Origin of the sequence: Micromonospora sp. NPDC047730 (assembly GCF_043204765.1) — a bacterium.
Classification (GTDB): Bacteria; Actinomycetota; Actinomycetes; order Mycobacteriales; family Micromonosporaceae; genus Micromonospora.
Window position 1 is genome coordinate 313,366 of record NZ_JBIDCU010000003.1, and the last position, 20,196, is coordinate 333,561.

19 protein-coding genes and 1 pseudogene are annotated in these 20,196 nt (G+C 75.5%); 9 read left to right on the forward strand and 11 right to left on the reverse strand.

Annotated elements, in window-relative coordinates:
* Nucleotides 1-289: 289 nt before the first annotated feature.
* Nucleotides 290-1,744 carry a glycosyltransferase family 39 protein gene (locus ACGF5G_RS10765; protein ID WP_393261678.1) on the forward strand — a complete coding sequence of 485 codons (1,455 nt, stop codon included), beginning with the start codon at nt 290-292 and terminating at the stop codon, nt 1,742-1,744.
* A 51-nt stretch (nt 1,745-1,795) separates the two neighbouring features.
* On the opposite strand, the gene ACGF5G_RS10770 is transcribed toward ACGF5G_RS10765, so the two are convergent.
* Together ACGF5G_RS10770 and ACGF5G_RS10775 are read right to left on the reverse strand one after the other, a co-directional pair.
* A complete protein-coding gene (locus ACGF5G_RS10770) occupies nt 1,796-3,355 on the reverse strand; it encodes a histidine kinase N-terminal domain-containing protein (RefSeq protein ID WP_393261222.1) in 1,560 nt (519 codons plus the stop codon).
* A gap of 25 nt (nt 3,356-3,380) precedes the next feature.
* A complete protein-coding gene (locus ACGF5G_RS10775) occupies nt 3,381-4,412 on the reverse strand; it encodes an SIS domain-containing protein (RefSeq protein WP_350704155.1) in 1,032 nt (343 codons plus the stop codon).
* A gap of 188 nt (nt 4,413-4,600) precedes the next feature.
* Between ACGF5G_RS10775 and ACGF5G_RS10780 the strand changes: the two genes are divergently transcribed.
* Nucleotides 4,601-6,427 (forward strand): tetratricopeptide repeat protein, encoded by a 1,827-nt coding sequence (locus tag ACGF5G_RS10780; protein ID WP_393261224.1) that lies wholly within the window; start codon nt 4,601-4,603, stop codon nt 6,425-6,427.
* A gap of 6 nt (nt 6,428-6,433) precedes the next feature.
* Here ACGF5G_RS10780 and ACGF5G_RS10785 read toward each other — a convergent pair whose 3' ends face one another.
* Nucleotides 6,434-8,023, reverse strand: a complete 1,590-nt coding sequence (locus tag ACGF5G_RS10785) for an MDR family MFS transporter (RefSeq protein WP_393261226.1) — start codon at nt 8,021-8,023, stop codon at nt 6,434-6,436.
* A gap of 110 nt (nt 8,024-8,133) precedes the next feature.
* On the opposite strand from ACGF5G_RS10785, the gene ACGF5G_RS10790 reads away from it, so the two are divergent.
* Entirely contained in the window at nt 8,134-8,727 is a 594-nt protein-coding gene (locus ACGF5G_RS10790) for a TetR/AcrR family transcriptional regulator (protein ID WP_393261228.1), read from the forward strand.
* A gap of 48 nt (nt 8,728-8,775) precedes the next feature.
* Here ACGF5G_RS10790 and ACGF5G_RS10795 read toward each other — a convergent pair whose 3' ends face one another.
* Together ACGF5G_RS10795 and ACGF5G_RS10800 are read right to left on the reverse strand one after the other, a co-directional pair.
* On the reverse strand, nt 8,776-9,285 hold the full coding sequence (locus ACGF5G_RS10795) for a GNAT family N-acetyltransferase (RefSeq protein ID WP_393261230.1): 510 nt from the start codon (nt 9,283-9,285) through the stop codon (nt 8,776-8,778).
* Entirely contained in the window at nt 9,282-9,503 is a 222-nt protein-coding gene (locus ACGF5G_RS10800; RefSeq protein ID WP_176737378.1) for a biotin/lipoyl-binding carrier protein, read from the reverse strand. The genes ACGF5G_RS10795 and ACGF5G_RS10800 overlap by 4 nt, the downstream gene beginning before the upstream one ends.
* Before the next feature lie 314 nt (nt 9,504-9,817).
* Here ACGF5G_RS10800 and ACGF5G_RS10805 point away from each other — a divergent pair, with 314 nt between their 5' ends.
* On the forward strand, nt 9,818-9,892 hold the full coding sequence (locus ACGF5G_RS10805; protein ID WP_369700219.1) for a 50S ribosomal protein bL37: 75 nt from the start codon (nt 9,818-9,820) through the stop codon (nt 9,890-9,892).
* A 102-nt stretch (nt 9,893-9,994) separates the two neighbouring features.
* Here ACGF5G_RS10805 and rsrA read toward each other — a convergent pair whose 3' ends face one another.
* From rsrA to ACGF5G_RS10830, 5 genes are all read right to left on the reverse strand, one after another.
* Nucleotides 9,995-10,282, reverse strand: coding sequence for a mycothiol system anti-sigma-R factor (gene rsrA, locus ACGF5G_RS10810; RefSeq protein WP_350703776.1), 288 nt, complete (start codon nt 10,280-10,282; stop codon nt 9,995-9,997).
* 1 nt (nt 10,283) lies between these two features.
* The gene (locus ACGF5G_RS10815) at nt 10,284-11,108 is read right to left on the reverse strand and encodes a sigma-70 family RNA polymerase sigma factor (protein WP_393261232.1); all 825 of its coding nucleotides are present in this window, start codon (nt 11,106-11,108) and stop codon (nt 10,284-10,286) included.
* A gap of 369 nt (nt 11,109-11,477) precedes the next feature.
* Nucleotides 11,478-12,092, reverse strand: coding sequence for an alpha/beta family hydrolase (locus tag ACGF5G_RS10820; protein ID WP_393261235.1), 615 nt, complete (start codon nt 12,090-12,092; stop codon nt 11,478-11,480).
* Nucleotides 12,093-12,174: 82 nt separating this feature from the next.
* On the reverse strand, nt 12,175-12,567 hold the full coding sequence (locus ACGF5G_RS10825) for a WhiB family transcriptional regulator (RefSeq protein WP_350683209.1): 393 nt from the start codon (nt 12,565-12,567) through the stop codon (nt 12,175-12,177).
* Between the two features lie 196 nt (nt 12,568-12,763).
* Entirely contained in the window at nt 12,764-13,474 is a 711-nt protein-coding gene (locus ACGF5G_RS10830) for an SOS response-associated peptidase (protein WP_393261238.1), read from the reverse strand.
* A gap of 101 nt (nt 13,475-13,575) precedes the next feature.
* On the opposite strand from ACGF5G_RS10830, the gene aroA reads away from it, so the two are divergent.
* From aroA to ACGF5G_RS10850, 4 genes and pseudogenes are all read left to right on the forward strand, one after another.
* Entirely contained in the window at nt 13,576-14,877 is a 1,302-nt protein-coding gene (gene aroA / locus ACGF5G_RS10835; protein WP_350703784.1) for a 3-phosphoshikimate 1-carboxyvinyltransferase, read from the forward strand.
* Between the two features lie 165 nt (nt 14,878-15,042).
* The gene (locus ACGF5G_RS10840; RefSeq protein WP_393261681.1) at nt 15,043-15,984 is read left to right on the forward strand and encodes a ribosome small subunit-dependent GTPase A; all 942 of its coding nucleotides are present in this window, start codon (nt 15,043-15,045) and stop codon (nt 15,982-15,984) included.
* A 28-nt stretch (nt 15,985-16,012) separates the two neighbouring features.
* A complete protein-coding gene (gene hisN, locus ACGF5G_RS10845) occupies nt 16,013-16,831 on the forward strand; it encodes a histidinol-phosphatase (protein ID WP_393261241.1) in 819 nt (272 codons plus the stop codon).
* Between the two features lie 59 nt (nt 16,832-16,890).
* Nucleotides 16,891-17,815: pseudogene (locus ACGF5G_RS10850) on the forward strand (hypothetical protein).
* Here ACGF5G_RS10850 and ACGF5G_RS10855 read toward each other — a convergent pair.
* Nucleotides 17,770-18,969 (reverse strand): glycosyltransferase, encoded by a 1,200-nt coding sequence (locus ACGF5G_RS10855; protein WP_393261244.1) that lies wholly within the window; start codon nt 18,967-18,969, stop codon nt 17,770-17,772. The pseudogene ACGF5G_RS10850 and the gene ACGF5G_RS10855 overlap by 46 nt on opposite strands.
* A 213-nt stretch (nt 18,970-19,182) precedes the next feature.
* Between ACGF5G_RS10855 and ACGF5G_RS10860 the strand changes: the two genes are divergently transcribed.
* Complete coding sequence (locus ACGF5G_RS10860) at nt 19,183-20,181, forward strand: SDR family oxidoreductase (RefSeq protein WP_393261246.1); 999 nt, start codon at nt 19,183-19,185, stop codon at nt 20,179-20,181.
* The last annotated feature ends 15 nt before the right edge of the window (nt 20,182-20,196 follow it).

The following is a 20,196-nucleotide window of genomic DNA, read 5'->3' on the forward strand; positions in this document are numbered from 1 at the left end:
TTGGTCGGGCGTCGTCAGTGGGCCGGACAGATGGCGCTGCGCACGCGGCCGTAGTCGACGTGGCGGCGGGCCACGAAGCGGCGGACGACGGCGGCGGTCATGGAGTCATGCTGCCACACCGGGTGGGGGCCGGCCAACGAGCGCGTGCGTGATCCCACATCACGGGCGACGCGCTCCGGGAACGACGCCGGCGGCTGATCCGTGGACCGGCACAACGGCACGGCACGGCTGTGTGACGCTGCGATATGTGACCGGTTCTTCTGATTTGTCTGCCGGCGGTCCGGGCCGGCTGACCGCGCCGCCGCCCGCCGGCGACGCGCCCGGCGGGCCGGTCCGCGCGCCCCGCCTGGTCTGGGTCGGCCCGACGCTGGCCACCCTGGCCGTGGTGCTGACCGGGATCGGCCACGCGCAACCGTGGCGCGACGAGTTGGCCACCTGGAGCGCGGCGACCCGGTCACCCGGGGACCTGGTCCGGCTCGCCGGCACCATCGACGCCGCCACCGGCCCCTACTACCTGTTCATGCACGCCTGGGTGGCGCTCGCGGGCGACTCGGTCGCCGCACTGCGGCTGCCCGCCGCGCTGGCCATGGCCGCCACCGCCGGGTTGACCGCCGTACTCGGGCAGCGGCTGGCCGGCACCCGGGCGGGGCTGCTCGCCGGGCTGCTCCTCGCGGTGCTCCCGGGCACCTCGCGGTACGGCCAGGAGGCCCGCCCGTACGCGCTGGCGGCGTTCTTCGCGGTGCTGGCGACCCTGCTCCTGGTCGGGGCGCTGGCCCGGCCCGGGTGGCCCCGCTGGGCCGCGTACGCCGCCGCCGTGGCCGCCCTCGGGCTCACCCACCTGGTCGCGCTCACCCTGCTCGCCGCGCACGCGGTGGCGGTGCTCGCCGCCCACCGCGAGGGGCCGCCGAGCCGCCCGCTGCGCTGGTCGCTCGCCCTGGTGCCGGCCGCGCTGCTGGTGACCCCGCTGGTGCTGCTGGCCAGGGGCCAGCGGTCCCGGCAGCTCGACTGGGTGGACACGGTCCGGCTGACCGACCTGACGGCGCTGCCGGGCGGGGTGGCGCAGAGCGGCGTGGTGGGCGGGCTGCTGGTGGGGCTGGCGGCGCTCGGGGCGGCCCGGCTCGGCCGGCGCGCCCTGCTGCCCGGGTGCGCCGTGCTGCTGCCGGTGCTGCTGCTCTTCGCCGCCGGTGCCGTCGTGCCCCTCTGGGTGTCCCGCTACCTGTTCTTCGTCGTGCCGTTCGGCTGCCTGCTGGCCGGCGCGGCGCTCGCGACGGTGCCGCTGCCGCCCGCGTTGGCCGTGGTGGCCCTGGCCGGGCTGCTCGGCCTGCCCGACCAGGCGGCGCTGCGGCGGACGCACGAGTGGCCACGCAGCGCCCCGGTCGACTACCGGGGGGCGGCCCGGGTCGTCGCCGACGGTCAGCGGCCGGGGGACGCCGTCGTCTACTCGCCCCGCGAGAGCTGGCTCTTCCTCGACCTCGGCCTCGACTACCACCTGGGCGGCCGCCGCCCCCGGGACGTGCTGGCCACCGAGGACCAGGCCCGCCGGGGCGACCTGTGGGCCGCCGAGTGCGCCCAGCCGGCCGAGTGCCTGGCCGGCGCGCAGCGGGTCTGGCTGGTCGTGGCCGGCCGCCGCGACGACCCGCTGGCCACCGTGCCGGGCGCCAAGGGCGACGCGCTGCGCGCCAGCTACACCGTCGAACGGGTCTGGCACCGCCCCGGCCTGACCGTCGCGCTGCTCATCCGCTGACCCGCCGCGGCGGCGGGACGACGACGGTGACCGGGCCCGCCCCGCGGCGGGTCAGCCGGCGGCGCGGCCCTCCGGGGCGCTGCGGGCCAGCGGCACGACGAGCGTCGCCTCGGTGCCGCCGTTCGCGCCGTCGCGCAGTTCGATGGTGCCGCGCAGCTCGCCGGTCACCAGCGCCCGGACGATCTGCAGACCGAGGTTGCCGCCCCGCTCGGCGTCGAAGTCCGGCGGCAGCCCGCGCCCGTTGTCGGTCACCGAGACGTGCAGCATCTTCCGGAACCGGTGCGCCGACACCACCACCTCGGGCGCGGCGCCGACCGCGCCGGCCGCGTCCGGCGCGGCGGCCGCCTCGGCGGCCGCCGGGAAGCCGTGCTCGACGGCGTTGAGCAGCAGCTCGTTGAGGACCATCACCAACGACGTGGCGACCTCGGCGGGAAGCACCCCGAAGCTGCCCGTCCGCCGCATCCCGACCGTCGACTCGGCCGCCGCCACCTCGGTCGCCGCGCTGGCCACCCGGTCCACGATGCCGTCGAACTCGACCGCCTCGTCGCTGGACAGGGAGAGGGTCTCGTGTACCAGCGCGATGGAGGCGACCCGGCGTACCGACTCCTCCAGGGCGACCCGGGCCTCCGGCATGGACACCCGGCGGGCCTGGAGGCGCAGCAGGGCGGCGACGGTCTGGAGGTTGTTCTTCACCCGGTGGTGGATCTCCCGGATGGTGGCGTCCTTGGTGATCAGGGCGCGGTCGCGGCGGCGTACCTCGGTGATGTCCCGGACCAGCACCAGCGCGCCGATCGGCACCCCGGCGGGCATCAGCGGCAGCGCCCGGGTGAGCATCGTGGCGCCGCGGGCGTCGATCTCCCGACGGGGCGGCGCCTCGCCGCGCAGGGCGGCGAGGATGCCGTTCGCCGCGTCCGTCCCCTCCAGCGGGTCGCCGGCCAGCCGCCGGTGCAGCGCCGCCAGGTCCTCGCCCACCAGGTGCGAGGCGTAGCCGAGCCGCCGGTACGCCGACTGCGCGTTCGGGCTGGCGTAGGTGACCTTGCCGCCGGCGTCGAGCCGGACCAGTCCGTCGCCGACGCGGGGCGCCGAGGTGGTCTCCCCCGGGTGGCGCGGCGGCGGGAAGGTGCCGTCGGCGATCATCTGCGCCAGGTCGTCGGCGGTGGTGAGGTAGTTCAGCTCCAGCTGGCTCGGGGTGCGCGCGGTGGAGAGGTTGGTGTCCCGCCCGACCACGGCGACCACCTCGCCGGCCTCGCCGTCGGTCGTGCGCAGCCGGACCGGGATCGCCTCGTGCCGGGCGGGCACGTCGCCGTACCAGACCGGGTCGCCCTCCCGCCAGATCCGGCCCTGCCGGTGGGCCACCTCCAGGTGGGCCACCTCCGGCCCGCCGACGATCCGCCCCACCTGGTCGTCCAGGTACGCGGTGGGGGCGGTCGTCGGCCGGACCTGGGCGACGCAGAGGTACGTCCCGTCACCGTCCACGGGCACCCAGAGCAGCAGGTCGGCGAAGGACAGGTCGGACAGCAACTGCCAGTCGCCGGCGATCCGGTGCAGGTGGTCGATGTCGGCCGGACGGAGGCGGGTGTGCTCCTCGGCGAGGTCGCGCAGCGTGGACACGCTGACCAGCGTGCCACGCCGGGCGTCACATCGTCGCGGTGACCTTCTTCAACCCGCGCGGCGCGTCCGGGTCCTCGCCCCGGGCCAGCGCCAGCGCCAGCGCCAGGCGCTGCAGCGGCAGGATGTCCAGCAGCGGGGCGTACCGCTCGTCGACCTCGGGGACGGCCATCCGGGTGGCGCCCTCGACGTCGGCGGAGCCGACCACCACCACGTCGGCGCGGCGCTCGCCGAGCCGGGGCAGCACCTCGCCCATCGACCGGCCGCCCGGCCCGGAGCCGACCACGGCGAGCACCGGCACGTCGGGGTCGGTCATGGCGAGCGGGCCGTGCAGCAGGTCGGCGCCGGAGAACGCCAGCGCCGGCAGGTAGGAGGTCTCCATCAGCTTCAGCGCGGCCTCGCGGGCGGTCGGGTACGCGTACCCCCGGCCGGTGGTGACGAGCTGGCCGGCGAACCGGTAGCGGGGCGCGAGCTGGGCCGGGGTGGGGTCGTCCAGGGTGCGGGCGGCCAGCTCGGGCAGGGCGGCGAGCGCGTCGCGCTCGTCGGCGGGCAGCGCGCCGTCGCCGGCCCGGATGCCCTCGACGAGCATCAGCAGGGCGAGCAGCTCGGCGGTGTACGTCTTGGTGGCGGCCACCGCGCGCTCGTGCCCGGCGGCGATGTCGACGCTCAGCTCGGCGACGTCGGCCAGCGGGGAGTCGGGCGCGTTGGTGACGGCCAGGGTCAGCGCGCCCGAGGCGCGGGCGGTGCGCAGCACCTCGGCGAGGTCCGGCGAGCCGCCGCTCTGGCTGACGCCGACGACCAGCGCGTCGGAGAGGTCCGGCCGGGCGCCGTAGACGGTGACGGCGCTGGGCGAGGCGAGCCCCGCGGGCAGGCCGAGCCGGATCTCGGTCAGGTACGCCCCGTAGAGGGCGGCGTGGTCGGAGGTGCCCCGGGCGGTGAAGACCACGTGCCGGGGTCGGCGCTCCGCGATGACCGCCGCCACCCGGGCGATCGGCCCGGCGTGTTCGGCGGAGAGCAGCCGGGCGTAGCCCGCCGGCTGCTCGTCGATGTCGGCGGCCATGCCAGCCCCTGCACGCGTCACGAAAACTCCTCCCACTGCGCGGTTGCCGCGCGTTTCCTGCTCAGTCTTGCATCTTTGATCTGATCAGAGCAATCGAACGAGCAGGAGTGCGCAGTTGATCACCATGTCGGTGCAACATCACCTAGGCTTGCCCGGCCGAAGGGAGCACCGACGAGTGAGAGGACGCCGTGGCCGAGGACGACCGGGCGCTGCCCGCGGCGGAGGAACTTGCCCTCGCCCGGCTCGCCATGGACTCCGGCGACCTGGAGCACGCGGCCGGGCACGTCGCCGCCGCGCTCGCCCAGGCCCCGACCCTGCCCGAGGTGCACGAGACGCTCGCCCGGCTCGCCGCCGCCGACGGCGCCGGCGGCGTGGACCTCTTCCCGCTGCACCACCACGCCTTCGTCGGCGCCGTGGTCGCCCGCGCCCACCTGCTGGCCGCCGCCGGCCGGCCCGCCGAGGGGCTGGACCTGCTGGTCGCCGCGACCGGGCACGTCCCGGGGGCGGACTGGGCCGGCGTGCCCTGGGTGACCGCGCCGGAACTCGCCGAACGCCTCGAACCGGACCGGACCGCCCGCATCCTGATGCAGGTCTGCGCCGCCGTGCCCGACCCGGCGCCCCGGGCCGACCGGGCGGCGCTGGCCCCCTACCTGGCGCTGGCCCGCAACGCGGTCACCGTCCACGCCGAGCACGGCCTGCTGCTGGGCGCGGCGTCCGCGCTGGCCCGGCGGGTCGGCGAGGTCGCCCTGGCGGTCCGCTGGGCCGCCCGGGGCGTACGCGCGGAGCCGTCGAAGATCGGCGAGGTGTGGCTCGGGTACGCGTACCGCAGCGCCGGCCGCACCCGGGAGGCGCTGGCGGCACTCGGCCGCGCCGTCGCGCACGACCCCGACGACCTCGCCGTGTACGCCGACATCGCCGGCACCCTCGCCGACACCGGGCGGCTCGACGAGGCGCTCGACTGGATCGACCGGGCCCTCGCCCGGAACCCCACCTTCGACTGCGCCGTGCACACCGCCCACCGGCTGCGGCACCAGCGCGACGGCGACGTGGCGCACCTGGTCGCGCTCGCCGACTTCGTGCGGGACCACCCGGACGACTCGCACGAGCACGGCGACCTGGCCGAGTGCTGCCGCAGCCGGGCCTGGCTCGGGCAGGTGACCCCGGCGGCCGGGGCGGTGGTGGACGCGCTGCGTCAGGCCGTCGCCGACGACCACGGCGGGGTCGGCGCCGCCGTGCTGCTGGAGTCGCCCGCGCCGCCGAGCGCGCTGCGGACCGTCGCCGCGGCCGTGCCGGCGCTGCGGGTCGAGGTGGCCGGCGTGCCGGAGCCGGACCCGCGCGAGCCCCGGCGGGCGGACGCCCGGCGGCTCTGGCGCTGGGACGGGACGACGGTCACGCCCGCGGTGCCGGCGCCCTCGGCGGAAGCGACCGCGCGGCTGCGGCAGCTCGCCCACCCGGCGTGGCCACACCCCCCGGCGGCGTACGACGCGGCGGTGGGGCTGGCCACCCTGGACCTGGCCGACCTGGTCGGCCTGCTGGCGCACCCGCCGGACGCGCCGCCCACCGCGCTGGGCCGGGTGCTGGGGCAGGACCCCTCGCTCTGGGTGCGCTGCGTCCAGGTGTGGGCCTGCCTCGGCCTGCTGCACCACCGCACGGACGAGCCCTGGGCGACCTCGACCCGCCGCCGGGTGCTGCTGGACCTGGTCTGGGGCGTCGAGGACTGGATCACCGAGGCGGCGCTGTTCGCCATGGTCACCGCCGCCTGGGTCGACCCGGCGGTGCGCCCCGACGTGGCGCGGGTGGTGGCCGAGCGGCTGGCCGACGTCGCGGCGGTGGCGCGGCTGCGCCCGGTGCCCGTCGCGGTGTCCCTGGCCCACCTGGCCCTGGCGACGCCGGCCCTGGACGCGGCGACGACGGCCCTGGCGACCTCCCTGGTCGCCAGGGCCGTGGTTCCCCGCCCCCGCTCCGGCCTGCGCCGCCTCTGGCGCCGCCTCACCGGCCGCCTCCGACGGCCCTGAAGCGGGTCAGGCGACGGGTGCCTTGCCGAGGGCGGCCTCGGCCTGGCCCTCGCCGGCGCCCTGCGGGGCCGGCGGCTCGTTGGCGGTCCGCAGCGGGATCTCCTTGATGAACCAGGCCAGCACCGGCACGGCCACGGTGAACAGCACCGCCCACCAGAAGACGTGCGAGATCGCGTCGGCGAGGCCGCCGAGCACCAGTTCCCGCGCCTGCGCCGGCAGGTCCTTGAGCTCCGCCAGGTCCATCGCGGCGCCGGCCTCGCCGCCGCCGCTGAACGCGCCGCCGGCCGGGGAGTCGGCCAGCCGGTTGGCGAAGATCGCGCCGAACAGCGAGATGCCGAACGAGCCGCCGATCGAGCGGAAGAACGTGGCGGCGCCGCTCGCCGCGCCCAGGTCCTTCTGCGCCACGCTGTTCTGCGCGATGAGCATCGAGGTCTGCATGAGGAAACCCATGCCGACGCCGAGCACGATCATGTAGAGCGAGGACTCCAGCTTGCCGGTGTGCACGTCGAGCAGGGTCAGCAGCGCCAGGCCCGCGGTCATCACCACGCCGCCGGCGATCGGGTAGATCCGGTACCGCCCGGTCTTCGTGATCGCGCGACCGACCACCAGCGAGACCACCAGCATGCCGAACATCAGCGGAAGCAGCAGCAGCCCGGAGTTCGTCGCCGAGGCGCCCTGCACGGTCTGCTGGTACAGCGGCAGGAAGTTCATCGCGCCGAACATCGCGAAGCCGAGCAGGAAGCCGATCACGGAGATCAGCGCGAAGTTGCGGTTGGCGAAGAGCCCCAGCGGCAGGATCGGTTCGGCGGCCCGCCGCTCGACCAGACCGAAGACCACCAGCGCGACCGCGGCGAGCGCAGCCAGGCCGAGGATCTGCGGCGACACCCACGCGTACTCGTTGCCGCCCCAGGTGGTGACGAGCACGATCGCGGTGATGCCGATCGAGAGCAGCCCGGCGCCGAGCCAGTCGATCCGGTGCTCGGTGCGGTACTTCGGCAGGTGCATGGTCGTGGCGAGGACCAGCAGCGCGATGCCGCCCAGCGGCAGGTTCACGTAGAACGCCCAGCGCCAGGAGAGGTGGTCGGTGATGAAGCCGCCGACCAACGGGCCGGCCACCATGGCGATGGCCATGATGCCGGCGATCATGCCCTGGTAGCGGCCCCGCTCCCGGGGCGGCACCAGGTCGCCGATGATCGCCATCACGCCGACCATCAGGCCGCCGGCGCCGAGGCCCTGTACCGCCCGGAAGGCGATCAGCTCGACCATGCCGTCGCCCGGCCCGCCGAACAGGTCGGAGCCGGCCATCCCGCACAGCGCCGAGCCGACCAGGAAGACGACCACCGAGGTGAGGAAGACGGACTTGCGCCCGTAGAGGTCGCCGAGCTTGCCCCAGATCGGGGTCGAGACCGTGGTGCCCAGCACGTACGCCGTCACCACCCAGGTGAAGTGGTCGAGCCCGCCGAACTCGCCCACGATCCGTGGTAGCGCCGTGCTGACGATCATGTTGTCGAGCATCGCCAGCATCATGGCGATCATCAGGCCGAAGAGCACGACCCGCACGTTGGGTCGTGCCGGTGCCTGGCTTGCCTGCGTCATGGGTAAGCTCCCCCGAGATGTGCCGCACTTACTTGCCGCCCGGCTAGTTAACTTACTAGCCGCACGGTAAGTTTGTCGGCAGGACCGGTCAAGCGAATTGGGTGGCAGACGTGAGGGAGAGCACAGGCGGCACGCGGGAGCGCATCAAGTCCGTCGCGCTGGAGCTCTTCACCGAGCAGGGGTACGAGAAGACCTCGCTGCGCGAGATCGCCGAACGGCTGAACGTGACGAAGGCCGCGCTCTACTACCACTTCAAGAGCAAGGACGAGATCGTCAGCAGCGTCGTCGAGGACCGGCTGGAGCTGATGGACGCCCTCATCGCCTGGGCCGAGTCGCAGCCGGCGAGCCGGGACACCCGGCGCGCCGTGATCGGCCGGTACGCCGACGCCATGTTCACCGGCGACGAGCCGTCGGTGATGCGGTTCTTCGAGCAGAACCAGACCGTGCTGAAGAGTCTCGCCGCCGGGCAGCAGATGCGCGGCCGGATGCTGCGGCTGGCCGAGATGCTCTGCCGGGGAGACGACTCGCCCGCCGCGCAGCTCCGCGCGATCCTGTCGCTCTTCGCCGTGCACAGCAGTTGGTTCGCGATCCGCACGCCGGGCATCACCGACGCGGAGCGGAGGACGCTCGCGCTGGAGATGGCCGACGAGCTGCTCGCCCCCATCGGGACCGGGCGCGACGCCGCCGCGACGGAGGCGCCCTGACGCCCGCTGCCCCGGCGGACACGCCGCCCCGGCCTGGCCCGGGCCGGATCAGGCGCCGGTGAGCTCCAGCCGGAGGGCGAGCAGTTCCACCCCGGCCAGGGGCGACCAGTCCAGCTCCGGCACGCGCACGAAGCCCCGGCGCCGGTAGAGCCGCTGGGCGGAGGCGGCGAAGCCGCTGCGGACGCAGATCACCACCGCCGAGCAGCCCAGCTCGGTCGCCCGGGACACGCACGCCTCGACCAGGGCCGCGCCGACGCCCCGGCCCTGCGCGGCCGGGTCCACGGCCAGCATCCGGAACTCCGCCTCGCCCGCCCCGGACAGCTCCGCGTACCGGCTGCCGGGGAGGACGAACGTCACCGATCCGAGCACCGCGTCGGTCTCCTGGTCGGCGGCGACGAGGACTTCGCCGTGCTCCGCCCGGGCCGCCACGTCGGCGAGCACGGTGGCGTAGCCGTGCTCCCCCTTGAGCTGACCGTCGGCCTCGTACGCGGCGACCGTCAGCCGGGCCACCGCCGCGAAGTCGGCCGGCCCGGCCCGCCGCACCGCGAGGCCGGTCAATCGATCACCGCGATGAGGTCCCCGTCCTGCACGACGTCGCCCTCGTTGACCGCGAGCTGCTTGACGACACCGTCGGACTCGGCGACGACCGGGATCTCCATCTTCATCGACTCCAGGATCACCAGCGTGTCCCCCTCGGACACGGTGTCCCCGGCCGACGCGACGACCTTCCAGACGTTCGCCACCATCTCGGCGCGGATCTCCTCGGCCATCTCCACGGCCCCTTCTCTCGCCTGTTGCCTGCCGACGTATCCAATCATGCGGACGCCCCGCGCCGGGCGTGGAGCGGTCGCGTCCGGATGATCCACTGTCGGGTCGGGCGTGCCGCGGCGTCCCGCCCGGCCGGAGTGCGGCGACGCGGGGAGGCGGCTGGCGTGTCGCGCGGCGCGCGTACGGCCGGCCGCCCCGGCGCACCACGACGGGTGCCGGCAGCACTAGCATCAGCGGGTCGGACCCGGCGCCGGGAGGACCGGTGCGTGCACCGGCGCCGAGGTCGTGCGCAGGCGGATCCGACCATCACGAGGAGGTCACCATGGCGAAGAAGGCCCGGAAGAAGAAGGCCCGGAAGAAGAGCGGCGCCAACCACGGCAAGCGCCCCAACTCCTGATCCGGCGGCCGGGCCCACGGCCCGGCGTCGATCAGACAGCGAAACGCCGGTGGCCCGGGTCGTCTCCGACCCGGGCCACCGGCGTTGCTGTCGGTGCCGGCCTCAGTCGGCCAGCTCCCGCGACTCGCTGTTCTCGAACACGACCAGCTCGGTCAGCCGGACCCGGAGCCGCTCCCGCAGCTGGTCGGGCGCGGTCTCGTTGCCGCAGCAGCGGGCGACCAGCGCCCTCACCTCCTGCTCGATGCCGTACTCGCGCAGGCACGGCCCGCACTCGTCGAGGTGGTAGCGGATCAGCGTGCGCCGCTCCTCGGCGCACTCCAGATCCAGGTAGAGGTAGACCTCCGCCAGCACCTCACGGCAGTCCGTCTCGTGCGGTTCCCCACAGCTCACGTCACACCTCCCGGCCGGCGGCAGCGGTTGAGCCCTTCTTCGACGACGCGGCGGTGAAGCCCCGCTCCGCGGCGTACTGCTCGAGCAGCTTGCGCAGATTACGTCGGCCCCGGTGCAGTCGCGACATCACCGTGCCGATCGGCGTGCCCATGATGTCGGCGACCTCCTTGTAGGAGAAGCCCTCGACGTCGGTGAGGTAGACGGCCAGGCGGAACTCCTCCGGCAACTGCTGGAGGGCCTCCTTGACGTCGCTGTCCGGCAGCCGGTCCAGCGCCTCGGTCTCGGCCGAACGCAGCCCGCTGGAGGTGTGCGACTCGGCCTCGGCGAGCTGCCAGTCGGTGATCTCGTCGGTCGGCGCCTGGATGGGCTGGCGCTGCCGGCGGCGGTAGGAGTTGATGTAGGTGTTGGTCAGGATCCGGTAGAGCCAGGCCTTCAGGTTCGTGCCCTGCTCGAACTGGTGGAAGGCGGCGTACGCCTTCAGGTAGGTCTCCTGGACCAGGTCCTCCGCATCCGCCGGGTTGCGGGTCATCCGCAGGCCGGCAGCGTAGAGCTGATCGACGAAGGGCATCGCGTCCCGCTCGAAGCGGGCCCTGCGCTCGTCCGTCTTCTCGGTGGTCAACCGCACATCCCCTCGCGTCGGATGCTTTCCCGCCGAGGATACGCGCACAGGCCTGCCCACAGATTCACTTCCGGCGGGTGTGCTCGTGCTCACCGCGGCCACGCCGACCGGCGGCGCCGTCGCGGGCCAGTCCGGAGCGCCCAGCAACTGCCGAAGCTGCCGCGCTCCCCGCTCGTCCCGTTCCCGGGCCTGCGTCTCGATCGGCACCCGGTCACCCCCCTCGCCAGAAATGTCGTCCGGGGGGTGCAACGGCACGGACGGGCGGGGCATTCCGGCCGGGCCTCCCGTTCCTGGTCCCGGCCTCGGCGGGACGCCGACGCTGGGACCAGGAAGGGCCTGGGAGGACCGGCGCCGCCGCCCGAACCGGGCGTCCGGCGCCATCCGATGCAACGACCCGCCGCGGCCACCGGACACGGCCGGCCGGAGCGTCACCCCTTCCCCCCGGGGCGCGTCCTCGCCCGCCCGCGCGTCGGCCGCCCACCAACCGGGCCGCGCCCAGCGGGGCCGGGACGGAGGCTCGCGCCCACGAGCGGCGGGGACGGAGGTCGCGCGGGACGGGAAGGTCGCGCGTCGGGGTCAGGGCCGCGCCCAGCCCTGGTCGCGCAGCCAGTCGCGCACCGCCGCGGCCGTGCCGATCGGGTCACCCCGCAGGTCGTGCCGCTCCCCGGGTCGGGTGACCACGCGCACCGCGGGCCCGGGCTCCGGCACCCCGAACGGGTCGCGGTCGCCGTTGACCACCAGGGTCGGCAGGCCGGTCACCAGTTCCGAGGCCCGGGACCGCTCCGGGCGGCCGGGTGGGTGCAGCGGGAACGCGAGCGCGACCACCCCGGCGGCGCCGACCGCCCGCGCGGTGCGGCAGGCCACCCGCGCGCCGCTGGAGCGCCCACCCACCAGCAGGGGTACGCCGGGATGCCGCTCCCGCAGCACGGCGAGCACGGCGGTCCACGCCTCGTCGAGGTGCCCGGCCGGAGCCGGGGCGCGCCGGCCGGCCACGCGGTACGGCTGGGTCACCCGTGCCACCACCAGGCCCGCGCCGGCCGCCGCGTCGCGGAGCGCGAGCAGGTCGGGGGCGTCGACGTCACCGCCCGCGCCGTGGCCGAGCGCCAGCACAGCGGTCGGCGGACCGGTCGGCAGGTCCGTGGCGACCCGGGCGGGCCCGCGTGGGGTGGGTAGCTCGTCGGTCTCGGGCACCAGCCCATTCTGGGGCGTCCGGGACACGACGCGGGGCCGGCCCGCGTGATCGCGGGCCGGCCCCGGCCGGCTCAGTCGACGGTCAGCTCAGCGGCACCAGCGTGAGCAGACGGTCCCGGACCGGCGGACCCGCCTCGTCGGCGGCGTCCGGATCCGGTTGCACCTCGTCGCGCCAGGCGACCAGCATCGCCCGCCGCTCGCGCGGGGTCGTGCCACCCCAGACGCCGTGGCAGTCGCCCACGTCCAGCGCCCAGGCCAGGCAGGAGCCCTGCACGTCGCAACTTCGGCAGAGCGCGACAGCCGCGTCTGCCGGCTCGTTCGGCGCCGGAAAGAACGTTTCCGGGTCGACACTCTGACAGGTTCCTCTGGTCCGCCAAGCCTCGTCCTGTCGCCGCTCCCGCAACGCCCGCAGCAGTCGCGGATCTCGTCGTGCGGCGGCCACCTCGTGCGGGCGGGGCATGCGTGCCCGTGTCAATCCACCCACCTCCCCCGTGGGACCGGCAAGATCGGTGAGCGTCGTCCGCCCCGTGCGAGTCGCGCCCACTACCGGCGCTGTGTTCTATCGCACTTACGGACACGGGGACAAGCCTCTACGGCAAATACGGGTAAACGAGCAGGCGACGTTTCGCCCGCAACTCTGGCAAATCACGCCCGACAATGTGCCGCCGCTGTCAGAAAAGCGTCACTTCCTCCGGCGCGGCGACGCGGGCGACCGGCACCCTGGCGATCAGCTCCGGCCCGTCGTTGCGCACGTTGCCCACCGCCGGCCCCACCGGACGGATCTCCAGCCGCGCCAGCCAGTCGAGCGGGGGCGGGGCGAGCAGGCCCGCCGGCTCGTCGGTGGCCGCCAGCCACGACTCCCACCGCGGCAGGGGCAGCAGCAGCGGCATGCGCTCGTGCACCTCGGCTAACTCACCGAGCGCGGCGGTGGTCAGCACGCTGCACGTCAGCAGCGGGCCGCCCGGCCCCTCCCAGACCGACCAGATGCCGGCGAAGGCGAGCACGGAGCCGTCCAGCGGGGTCATGTAGTACGCCTGCCTGCCCCCGCCGGGCGAGCGGACCCACTCGTACCAGCCGTCGGCCGGAACGAGGCAGCGGCGGCGGGCGAACGCGCCGGCGTACGCCCGGCTGGTGGCGACCGTCTCGGCGCGGGCGTTGATCATGCGGGCGGCGCCGGCGGGCGACCGGGACCAGGCCGGCACCAGCCCCCAGCGCCCGACCGACAGCGCGCGGTGGCCCTCCGGGCTGACCCGCACCAGCGGCACCGGGTCGGTGGGCGCGACGTTGTGGTCGGGGTCGAGCCGGCCGCCGGTCTCGTCATGGGACTCGAACAGCGCGCTCAGGTCGCCCGCGCTCCGGGTCGTCGCGTACCTCCCGCACATGCCGCACACGCTAACCCGCCGGGCGTCGCCCGGCTGTCCCGCTGGCCGGGAGCCGGGACGGTGCCGGGCGTCATCCCCGGCGGACACGGCAGAATGTAACCGTGGGGAACCTGACCGCGACCCGGCCGCCGCAGCCGTGGACCGCTCCGACCGCCTCCGACCCGGTCACGGCCACGCTGCGCCTGCCCGGCTCCAAGTCGATGACCGCCCGAGCCCTGGTGCTGAGCGCGCTGGCCAGCGGTCCCTCGACCCTGGCCGGGCCGCTGCGCGCCCGGGACACCGAGCTGATGGCCGCCGGGCTGCGCGCGCTGGGCGCGCACATGTCGATCAGCGACGACGAACGCTGGCTGGTCCGGCCGCACCCGCTGGTCGGTCCCGCGCACGTCGACGTCGGCCTGGCCGGCACGGTGATGCGCTTCGTCCCGCCCGTGGCCGGCCTGGCCGACGGGCGGATCACCTTCGACGGCGACCCGCAGGCCCGCACCCGGCCGCTCGGCCCGCTGATCGGCGCGCTGCGCTCCCTCGGCGTACGCGTGGACGCCCCCGCCACCGGCAGCCTGCCGCTGACCGTGCTCGGCGGCGGGCGGGTGGCCGGCGGCGAGGTGGTGATCGACGCCTCGGCCTCCAGCCAGCTCGTCTCCGGGCTGCTGCTGGCCGCCCCGCGCTTCGACCGGGGCGTGGTGGTCCGGCACGTGGGTCCCCCGGTGCCCTCCGCGCCGCACCTGCGGATGACGGTGCAGATGCTGCGGGCCGCCGGCGCGGCCGTCGACGACAGCACCCCCGACGTCTGGGTCGTCGAGCCGGGCCCGCTGGCCGGGCGCGGCTGGGAGATCGAGCCGGACCTGTCGGGCGCCGTGCCGTTCTTCGCCGCGGCCCTGGTCACCGGCGGCGAGGTGACCCTCCAGGGCTGGCCGCGCAGCAGCGCGCAGCCGGTGGAGCAGCTCCGCTCGCTGCTGCACCGGATGGGCGGCGAGGTGACCCTCTCCACCGCCGGGCTGACCGTCCGGGGCACCGGCACGGTGCACGGCCTCGACGCCGATCTCTCCGACGTCAGCGAGCTGACGCCCGCGCTGACCGCGCTGGCCATGCTCGCCGACTCGCCGTCCCGGTTCACGGGCGTCGGTCACATCCGGGGCCACGAGACCGACCGGCTGACCGCGCTGGCGCGGGAGTTCGCCGCGCTCGGCGCGGACATCACGGAGTCCCCCGACGGGCTGGAGATCCGGCCCCGGCCGCTGCGCGGCGGGGTGTTCGAGACCTACCACGACCACCGGATGGCGCACGCGGCGGCGGTGGCCGGCCTGGCCGTTCCGGGCATCGAGCTGAGCGACGTGGCGTGTACCTCGAAGACGATGCCCGAGTTCCCGGCACTATGGTCGGCGATGGTGACCGGCAAGAGCTGACACGACGGGGGGCGGGTCCTGGCGACCAGACGGCGGGAGTACGACGAGGACGACGTCCGGGTACGACCCGGGAAGTCGTCGCGCCCACGTACGCGCACCAGACCCCGGCACGCGGACGCCGTCGACGGCTTCGTGATCGCCGTCGACCGGGGCCGCTACACGTGCGTGCTGCCCGACGCGGAGCCGGACGCGCCCACGGTCACCGCCATGCGGGCCCGGGAGCTGGGCCGCAAGTCGGTGGTGGTCGGCGACCGGGTCGGCCTGGTCGGGGACACCTCCGGCGTGGCCGGGGCGCTGGCCCGGATCGTCCGGATCGCCGAGCGGACGTCGGTGCTGCGGCGCACCGCCGACGACGACGAGACCACCGCCGAGGGGCGGCTGGAGCGGGTGGTCGTCGCCAACGCCGACCAGTTGGTGATCGTCAGCGCGCTGGCCGACCCGCCGCCGCGCACCGGGTTCATCGACCGCTGCCTGGTGGCCGCGTACGACGCCGACATCGAGCCGCTGCTCTGCCTGACCAAGGCCGACCTGGCCGGCCCCGAGGGGGTGCTCGGCTACTACGCCGAACTGGAGCTGCCGTACGTGCTGATCCGGCCGGACTCCGACCTCGACGCCCTGCGCAGCCTGCTCGCCGGCCGGATCTCCGTCATGGTGGGGCACTCCGGGGTGGGCAAGTCGACGCTGGTCAACCGGCTGGTGCCGGACGCCGCGCGGGCGGTCGGCACGGTCAGCGCGATCGGCCGGGGCCGGCACACCTCCACGAGCGCGGTGGCGCTGCGGCTGCCCCCGCTGCCCGGGGATCCAGCGCACGGCGGGGACGCCGCCGCGCCGCGACCCGGAGGCGCCGCCGGCTGGATCATCGACACTCCGGGGGTGCGCAGCTTCGGGCTGGCACACGTCTCCGCCGACAGCCTGCTGCACGGCTTCCCCGACCTGGTGGAGGGCACGGTCGACTGCCCCGCCAACTGCCCGCACACCCCGGAGGCTCCCGACTGCGGGCTCGACGCCTGGGTGGCGGCCGGCAAGGCGGACCCGCGCCGGCTGGCCTCGTACCGCCGGCTGCTCGCCTCCCGGGCGGGCGAGGGCGACCCGCCCGCCGGGGCGTGAGGCCCGGGCCGTCGGTAGGTTGGGGCACGTGACCGGGTACGCCGACGACCTCGCCCTCGCCCACCTGCTCGCCGACGCCGCCGACGCCGTCTCCACGGCCCGGTTCCGGGCGCTCGACCTGCGGGTCGACGCGAAGCCCGACCTGACCCCCGTCTCCGACGCGGACACCGCCGTGGAGCGGGAGATCCGGGCGCTGCTGGCCGCGCACCGGCCGGCCGACGGCCTGCTCGGCGAGGAGTACGGCGAAGAACCGGCCAGCGGCCCGGACGGCCGGCGCTGGGTGGTCGACCCGATCGACGGCACGAAGAACTTCATCCGCGGCGTGCCCGTCTGGGCCACCCTGATCGCGCTGCTGGAGGGGGACCGCCCGGTCGCCGGCCTGGTCTCCGCGCCGGCCCTCGGCCGCCGCTGGTGGGCCGCGCTCGGCGAGGGCGCGTACGCGGGGCCGGACGCCGCCGGCGGCGCACCCATCCGGGTCTCCGGCGTCCGGGACCTGGCCGACGCGAGCTTCTGCTACTCGTCCCTGACAGGATGGGAGTCCGCCGGCCGGCTGGACGCGATGCTCCAGCTCATGCGGGACACCTGGCGCAGCCGGGCGTACGGCGACTTCTACGGCTACATGCTGCTCGCCGAGGGCGCGCTGGACGTGATGGTGGAGCCGGAGCTGTCGCTGTGGGACGTCGCCGCGCTGGTGCCGATCGTCACCGAGGCGGGCGGGACGTTCACCGACCTGGCCGGCCGGCCCGCGCCCTCGGGCGACGCCGGCACCGAGAGCAGCGCGGTGGCCAGCAACGGCCCGCTGCACGCCGACATCCTCGCCCGGCTGGGTCGGCCAGCCGAGCACTGACCTCCGGCAACCTCTATCCTCGCCAGGTGGTCTCCTCCGGGTGGTGCTTCCTCGCGGCGATGATCGTCGCGTACGGCGTCGCCAACCTGCTCCAGTCGGTCGCCGCCGCCCGCACCACCGTGCACCACACCTTCGACCCGGGGCTGCTGCTGCGGCTGGCCGGGCACCGCACCTACCTGGTCGGGCTGGTCTGCCAGGTCGCCGGGTTCGTGCTGGCCTTCCTGGCCCGGCGGGACCTGCCGCTCTTCCTGGTGCAGGCCAGCGTCGCGGCCGGGCTCGGGGTCACCGCCCTGCTCGGCGTGCTGGTGCTGAAGTGGCGGTTGCCGGCGGCCGAGGTGGCCCTGCTGGTGCTGCTCTTCGCCGGGATCTCCGCGCTGGTGCTCTCCGCCCGGCCCGCGCCGTCCAAGCCACTCGGCACCGCCGGCATGATCGCCCTGGCGGTGGTGCTCGGCGTGATCGCGGTGCTCGGCTTCTTCGCCGTACGCCTGCACGGGGCGCCGGGCTCGGTGGCGCTCGGCTCGCTGGCCGGGCTGGCGTTCTCCGCCGCCGCGGTGGCCGCCCGACCGCTGGCCTCGGCCTCCACGGCGGAGGCGCTCGTCCGGGACCCGCTGCTCTACCTGCTGATCGCGCACTCGATCGTCGGCCAGCTCCTGCTCGGCCTGGCCATGCAGCGGGGCTCGACCACGGCCGCCGTGGCCGCGATGGACGCCGCCGGGGCGGTGCCCGCCGCGATCGTCGGCCTGCTGCTGCTCAACGACAAGATCTGGCCCGGCCGGGAGTGGCTCGCCGCGGCCGGGTTCCTGGTCACCCTCGCCGCGGTCATCGGCCTCACCCGGTACGCCGAACCCCAGCACCACCACGCGGTGGCCGGGGCACGGGACCGGGCCGTGGTCGGCGTCGGCCGCCCGCTCTGAGGCACGGGGCCGGCGGGCGCTCCCTCAGGCCGCCTCGACCGGCTTGCGGCGGCGCACCACCCGCTCGTAGAGCCGCTCCAGCGCGCCCGCCGTCCGCTCCCAGGTGTAACTGCACCGCACCCGGTCGACGGCGGCGTGCCCGTACGCGAACCGTCCGGCGTTGTCGGAGAGCAGCCGGCGCAGGGTCACGCCGAGGACGCGCACGTCGCCCGGCGGCACCAGCCGCCCGGTGACCTCGTCGACCACCGCGTCGGCGATCCCGCCCATGGCGTAGCCGACCACCGGCACGCCACAGGCCATCGCCTCCAGCGACACCCGCCCGGCGGACGAGTAGTGCGGGGTGCAGGCGACCACGTCGGCCGAGCGGTACCAGGTGGCCATCTGCTCGTGCGGCACCGCGCCCACCAGCGACACCTGGTCGGCCACCCCGTTCCGCTCGGCCAGCTCGCGCAGGCGGCGGGCCTCGGCGTGGCCGGCGAGCTGCTCGGCGGGCGGGCCGCCGGCGATCACCAGCTCGGCGTCGCCAACGAGCCGCATGGCCCGGATCAGGTCCTCCTGGCCGTGCCCGGCCGACAGTCCGACGGAGAGGATCCGGGCCCGCTGGTCGCGGGGCGCGGCCTCGCCGTCGGGGTGAAACTGCTCGGTGTCGACGCCGGCCGGCACCATCGCCACGGAGGCGCGTTGCAGCCCCATCCGGGTCAGCTCGTCGACCTCGTCGTTGCACTGGGCGACCGCGATGTCCACCGCCCGGGTCAGCGCCCGCTCCAGCGGGATCCGCTCCCCCGGGCCGTCGTACTGGCCGCCGAGGTGGCGCAGTTGCTCGACACCGAGGGAGTGGAAGGTCTGCACCACCGGGGTGTCGGTCTCGCGCACCGCGTGCGCCGCGGCCAGCCCACCGATCCAGTAGTGCCCGTGCACCACCTCCGGCTGCCAGTCGCCGGCCCACCGGTCCGCCAGCCAGGTGCCGAACCCGGCCACGTGGGGGACCAGCTCGGCGGTGGGAATCGGGGCGGCCGGGCCGACGGGCACCCGCTCCACCCGGTAGCCGTCGACCGTCGCCGTGTCCGGCAGGCCCGGGTCGTCGCGCCGTTCGTACACCCGGACGTCGTGGCCTCGCGCGGCCAGTTCGGCGGCGACCCTCGCGATGTGCTGGTGGGTGCCGACGGTCGGAGCGTCGGCACGCCTGGGCGGGCCGGCGTGCGCGCAGACGAGGCCGACGCGCATGGGTCACCTCCATGCGATCTTCTCGAGCGGTGGTCCTCGGTCAGAGGGTCCCATTAACCAGACCCTCGGGAGCCGAAACCTGGCAGATCGGGAAGAGCCCGGCGGGTGCTTGCGTGACGGCAAGCATCGCGGGCGGGTCACACGTCACCCACCGACCGTCATCCGACCCACATTCGGCCGCATGACCCCTGCCAGCCGGGGTACCGCCCAGGAATGCCTCTCACCCGCAGCCTCGCCGACGCCACCGTGGTGCTCACCGGCGCCTCCAGCGGGATCGGGACGGCCACGGCGTACGCCCTCGCCCGCCGCGGCACGGCCGTCGTGCTGGCCGCCCGCAGCGAGCCGGCCCTGGGGCAGGTCGCGCAGCGGTGCCGGGAGCTGGGCGGGCGGGCGCTGGTCGTGCCGACCGACGTGACCGACCCGGCGGCCGTCGAGCGGCTCGCCGCCCGCGCGGTGGCCGAGTTCGGCCGCATCGACGGATGGGTCAACAACGCCGCGGTCAGTGCGGTCGGGCTCTTCGACGAGATCCCGGTGGAGGAGTTCCGCCGGGTGCTGGAGGTGAACCTGCTCGGCGCCGCGTACGGCACCCGGGCCGCCCTGCCCCACCTCGGCGCGGCGGGGGGCGGGGTGCTGGTCAACAACGCCTCGGTGCTGGCCGAGGTGGCGATGCCCTACCAGTCGGCGTACAACGCCACGAAGCACGGCATCCGCGGCCTGGCCGACACGGTCCGCCAGGAGCTGCGGGTCACGGGGCGGGGCAACATCTCGATCTGCACGGTGCTGCCGGCCACCATCGACACCCCGTTCTTCCGGCACGCCGCCAACCACAGCGGGCGGGAACTGGTGCCGCCGCCCCCGGTCTACCCGCCGGAGGTGGTGGCGGAGACGATCGTCCGGATGCTGCGCCGGCCGCGGCGCGAGGCGTACGCCGGTGGGGCCGCCCGGCTGATCGGCCTGCAGTGGCGGGTGGCCCCGGCGCTGGCCGAACGGGCCCTCGGCTGGTACGCCCACCGCACCCAGTTCGGACCGGCCCCGCGGCTCGACAGCACCGGCAACGTCTTCCAGGCCGGCGCGGCGGCGCGGCGCGACGGCGGCTGGCACGGCCGGCGCCGGCACCTGGTGCGGATGACCGCCGCCCTCGGGCTGGCGGCGGCGGGAACGGCCGTCGGGACGGTGGCGGCGATGGCCCGCCGAGCGCGGACGGACCGCTGATGCGCCGGGCCGAGC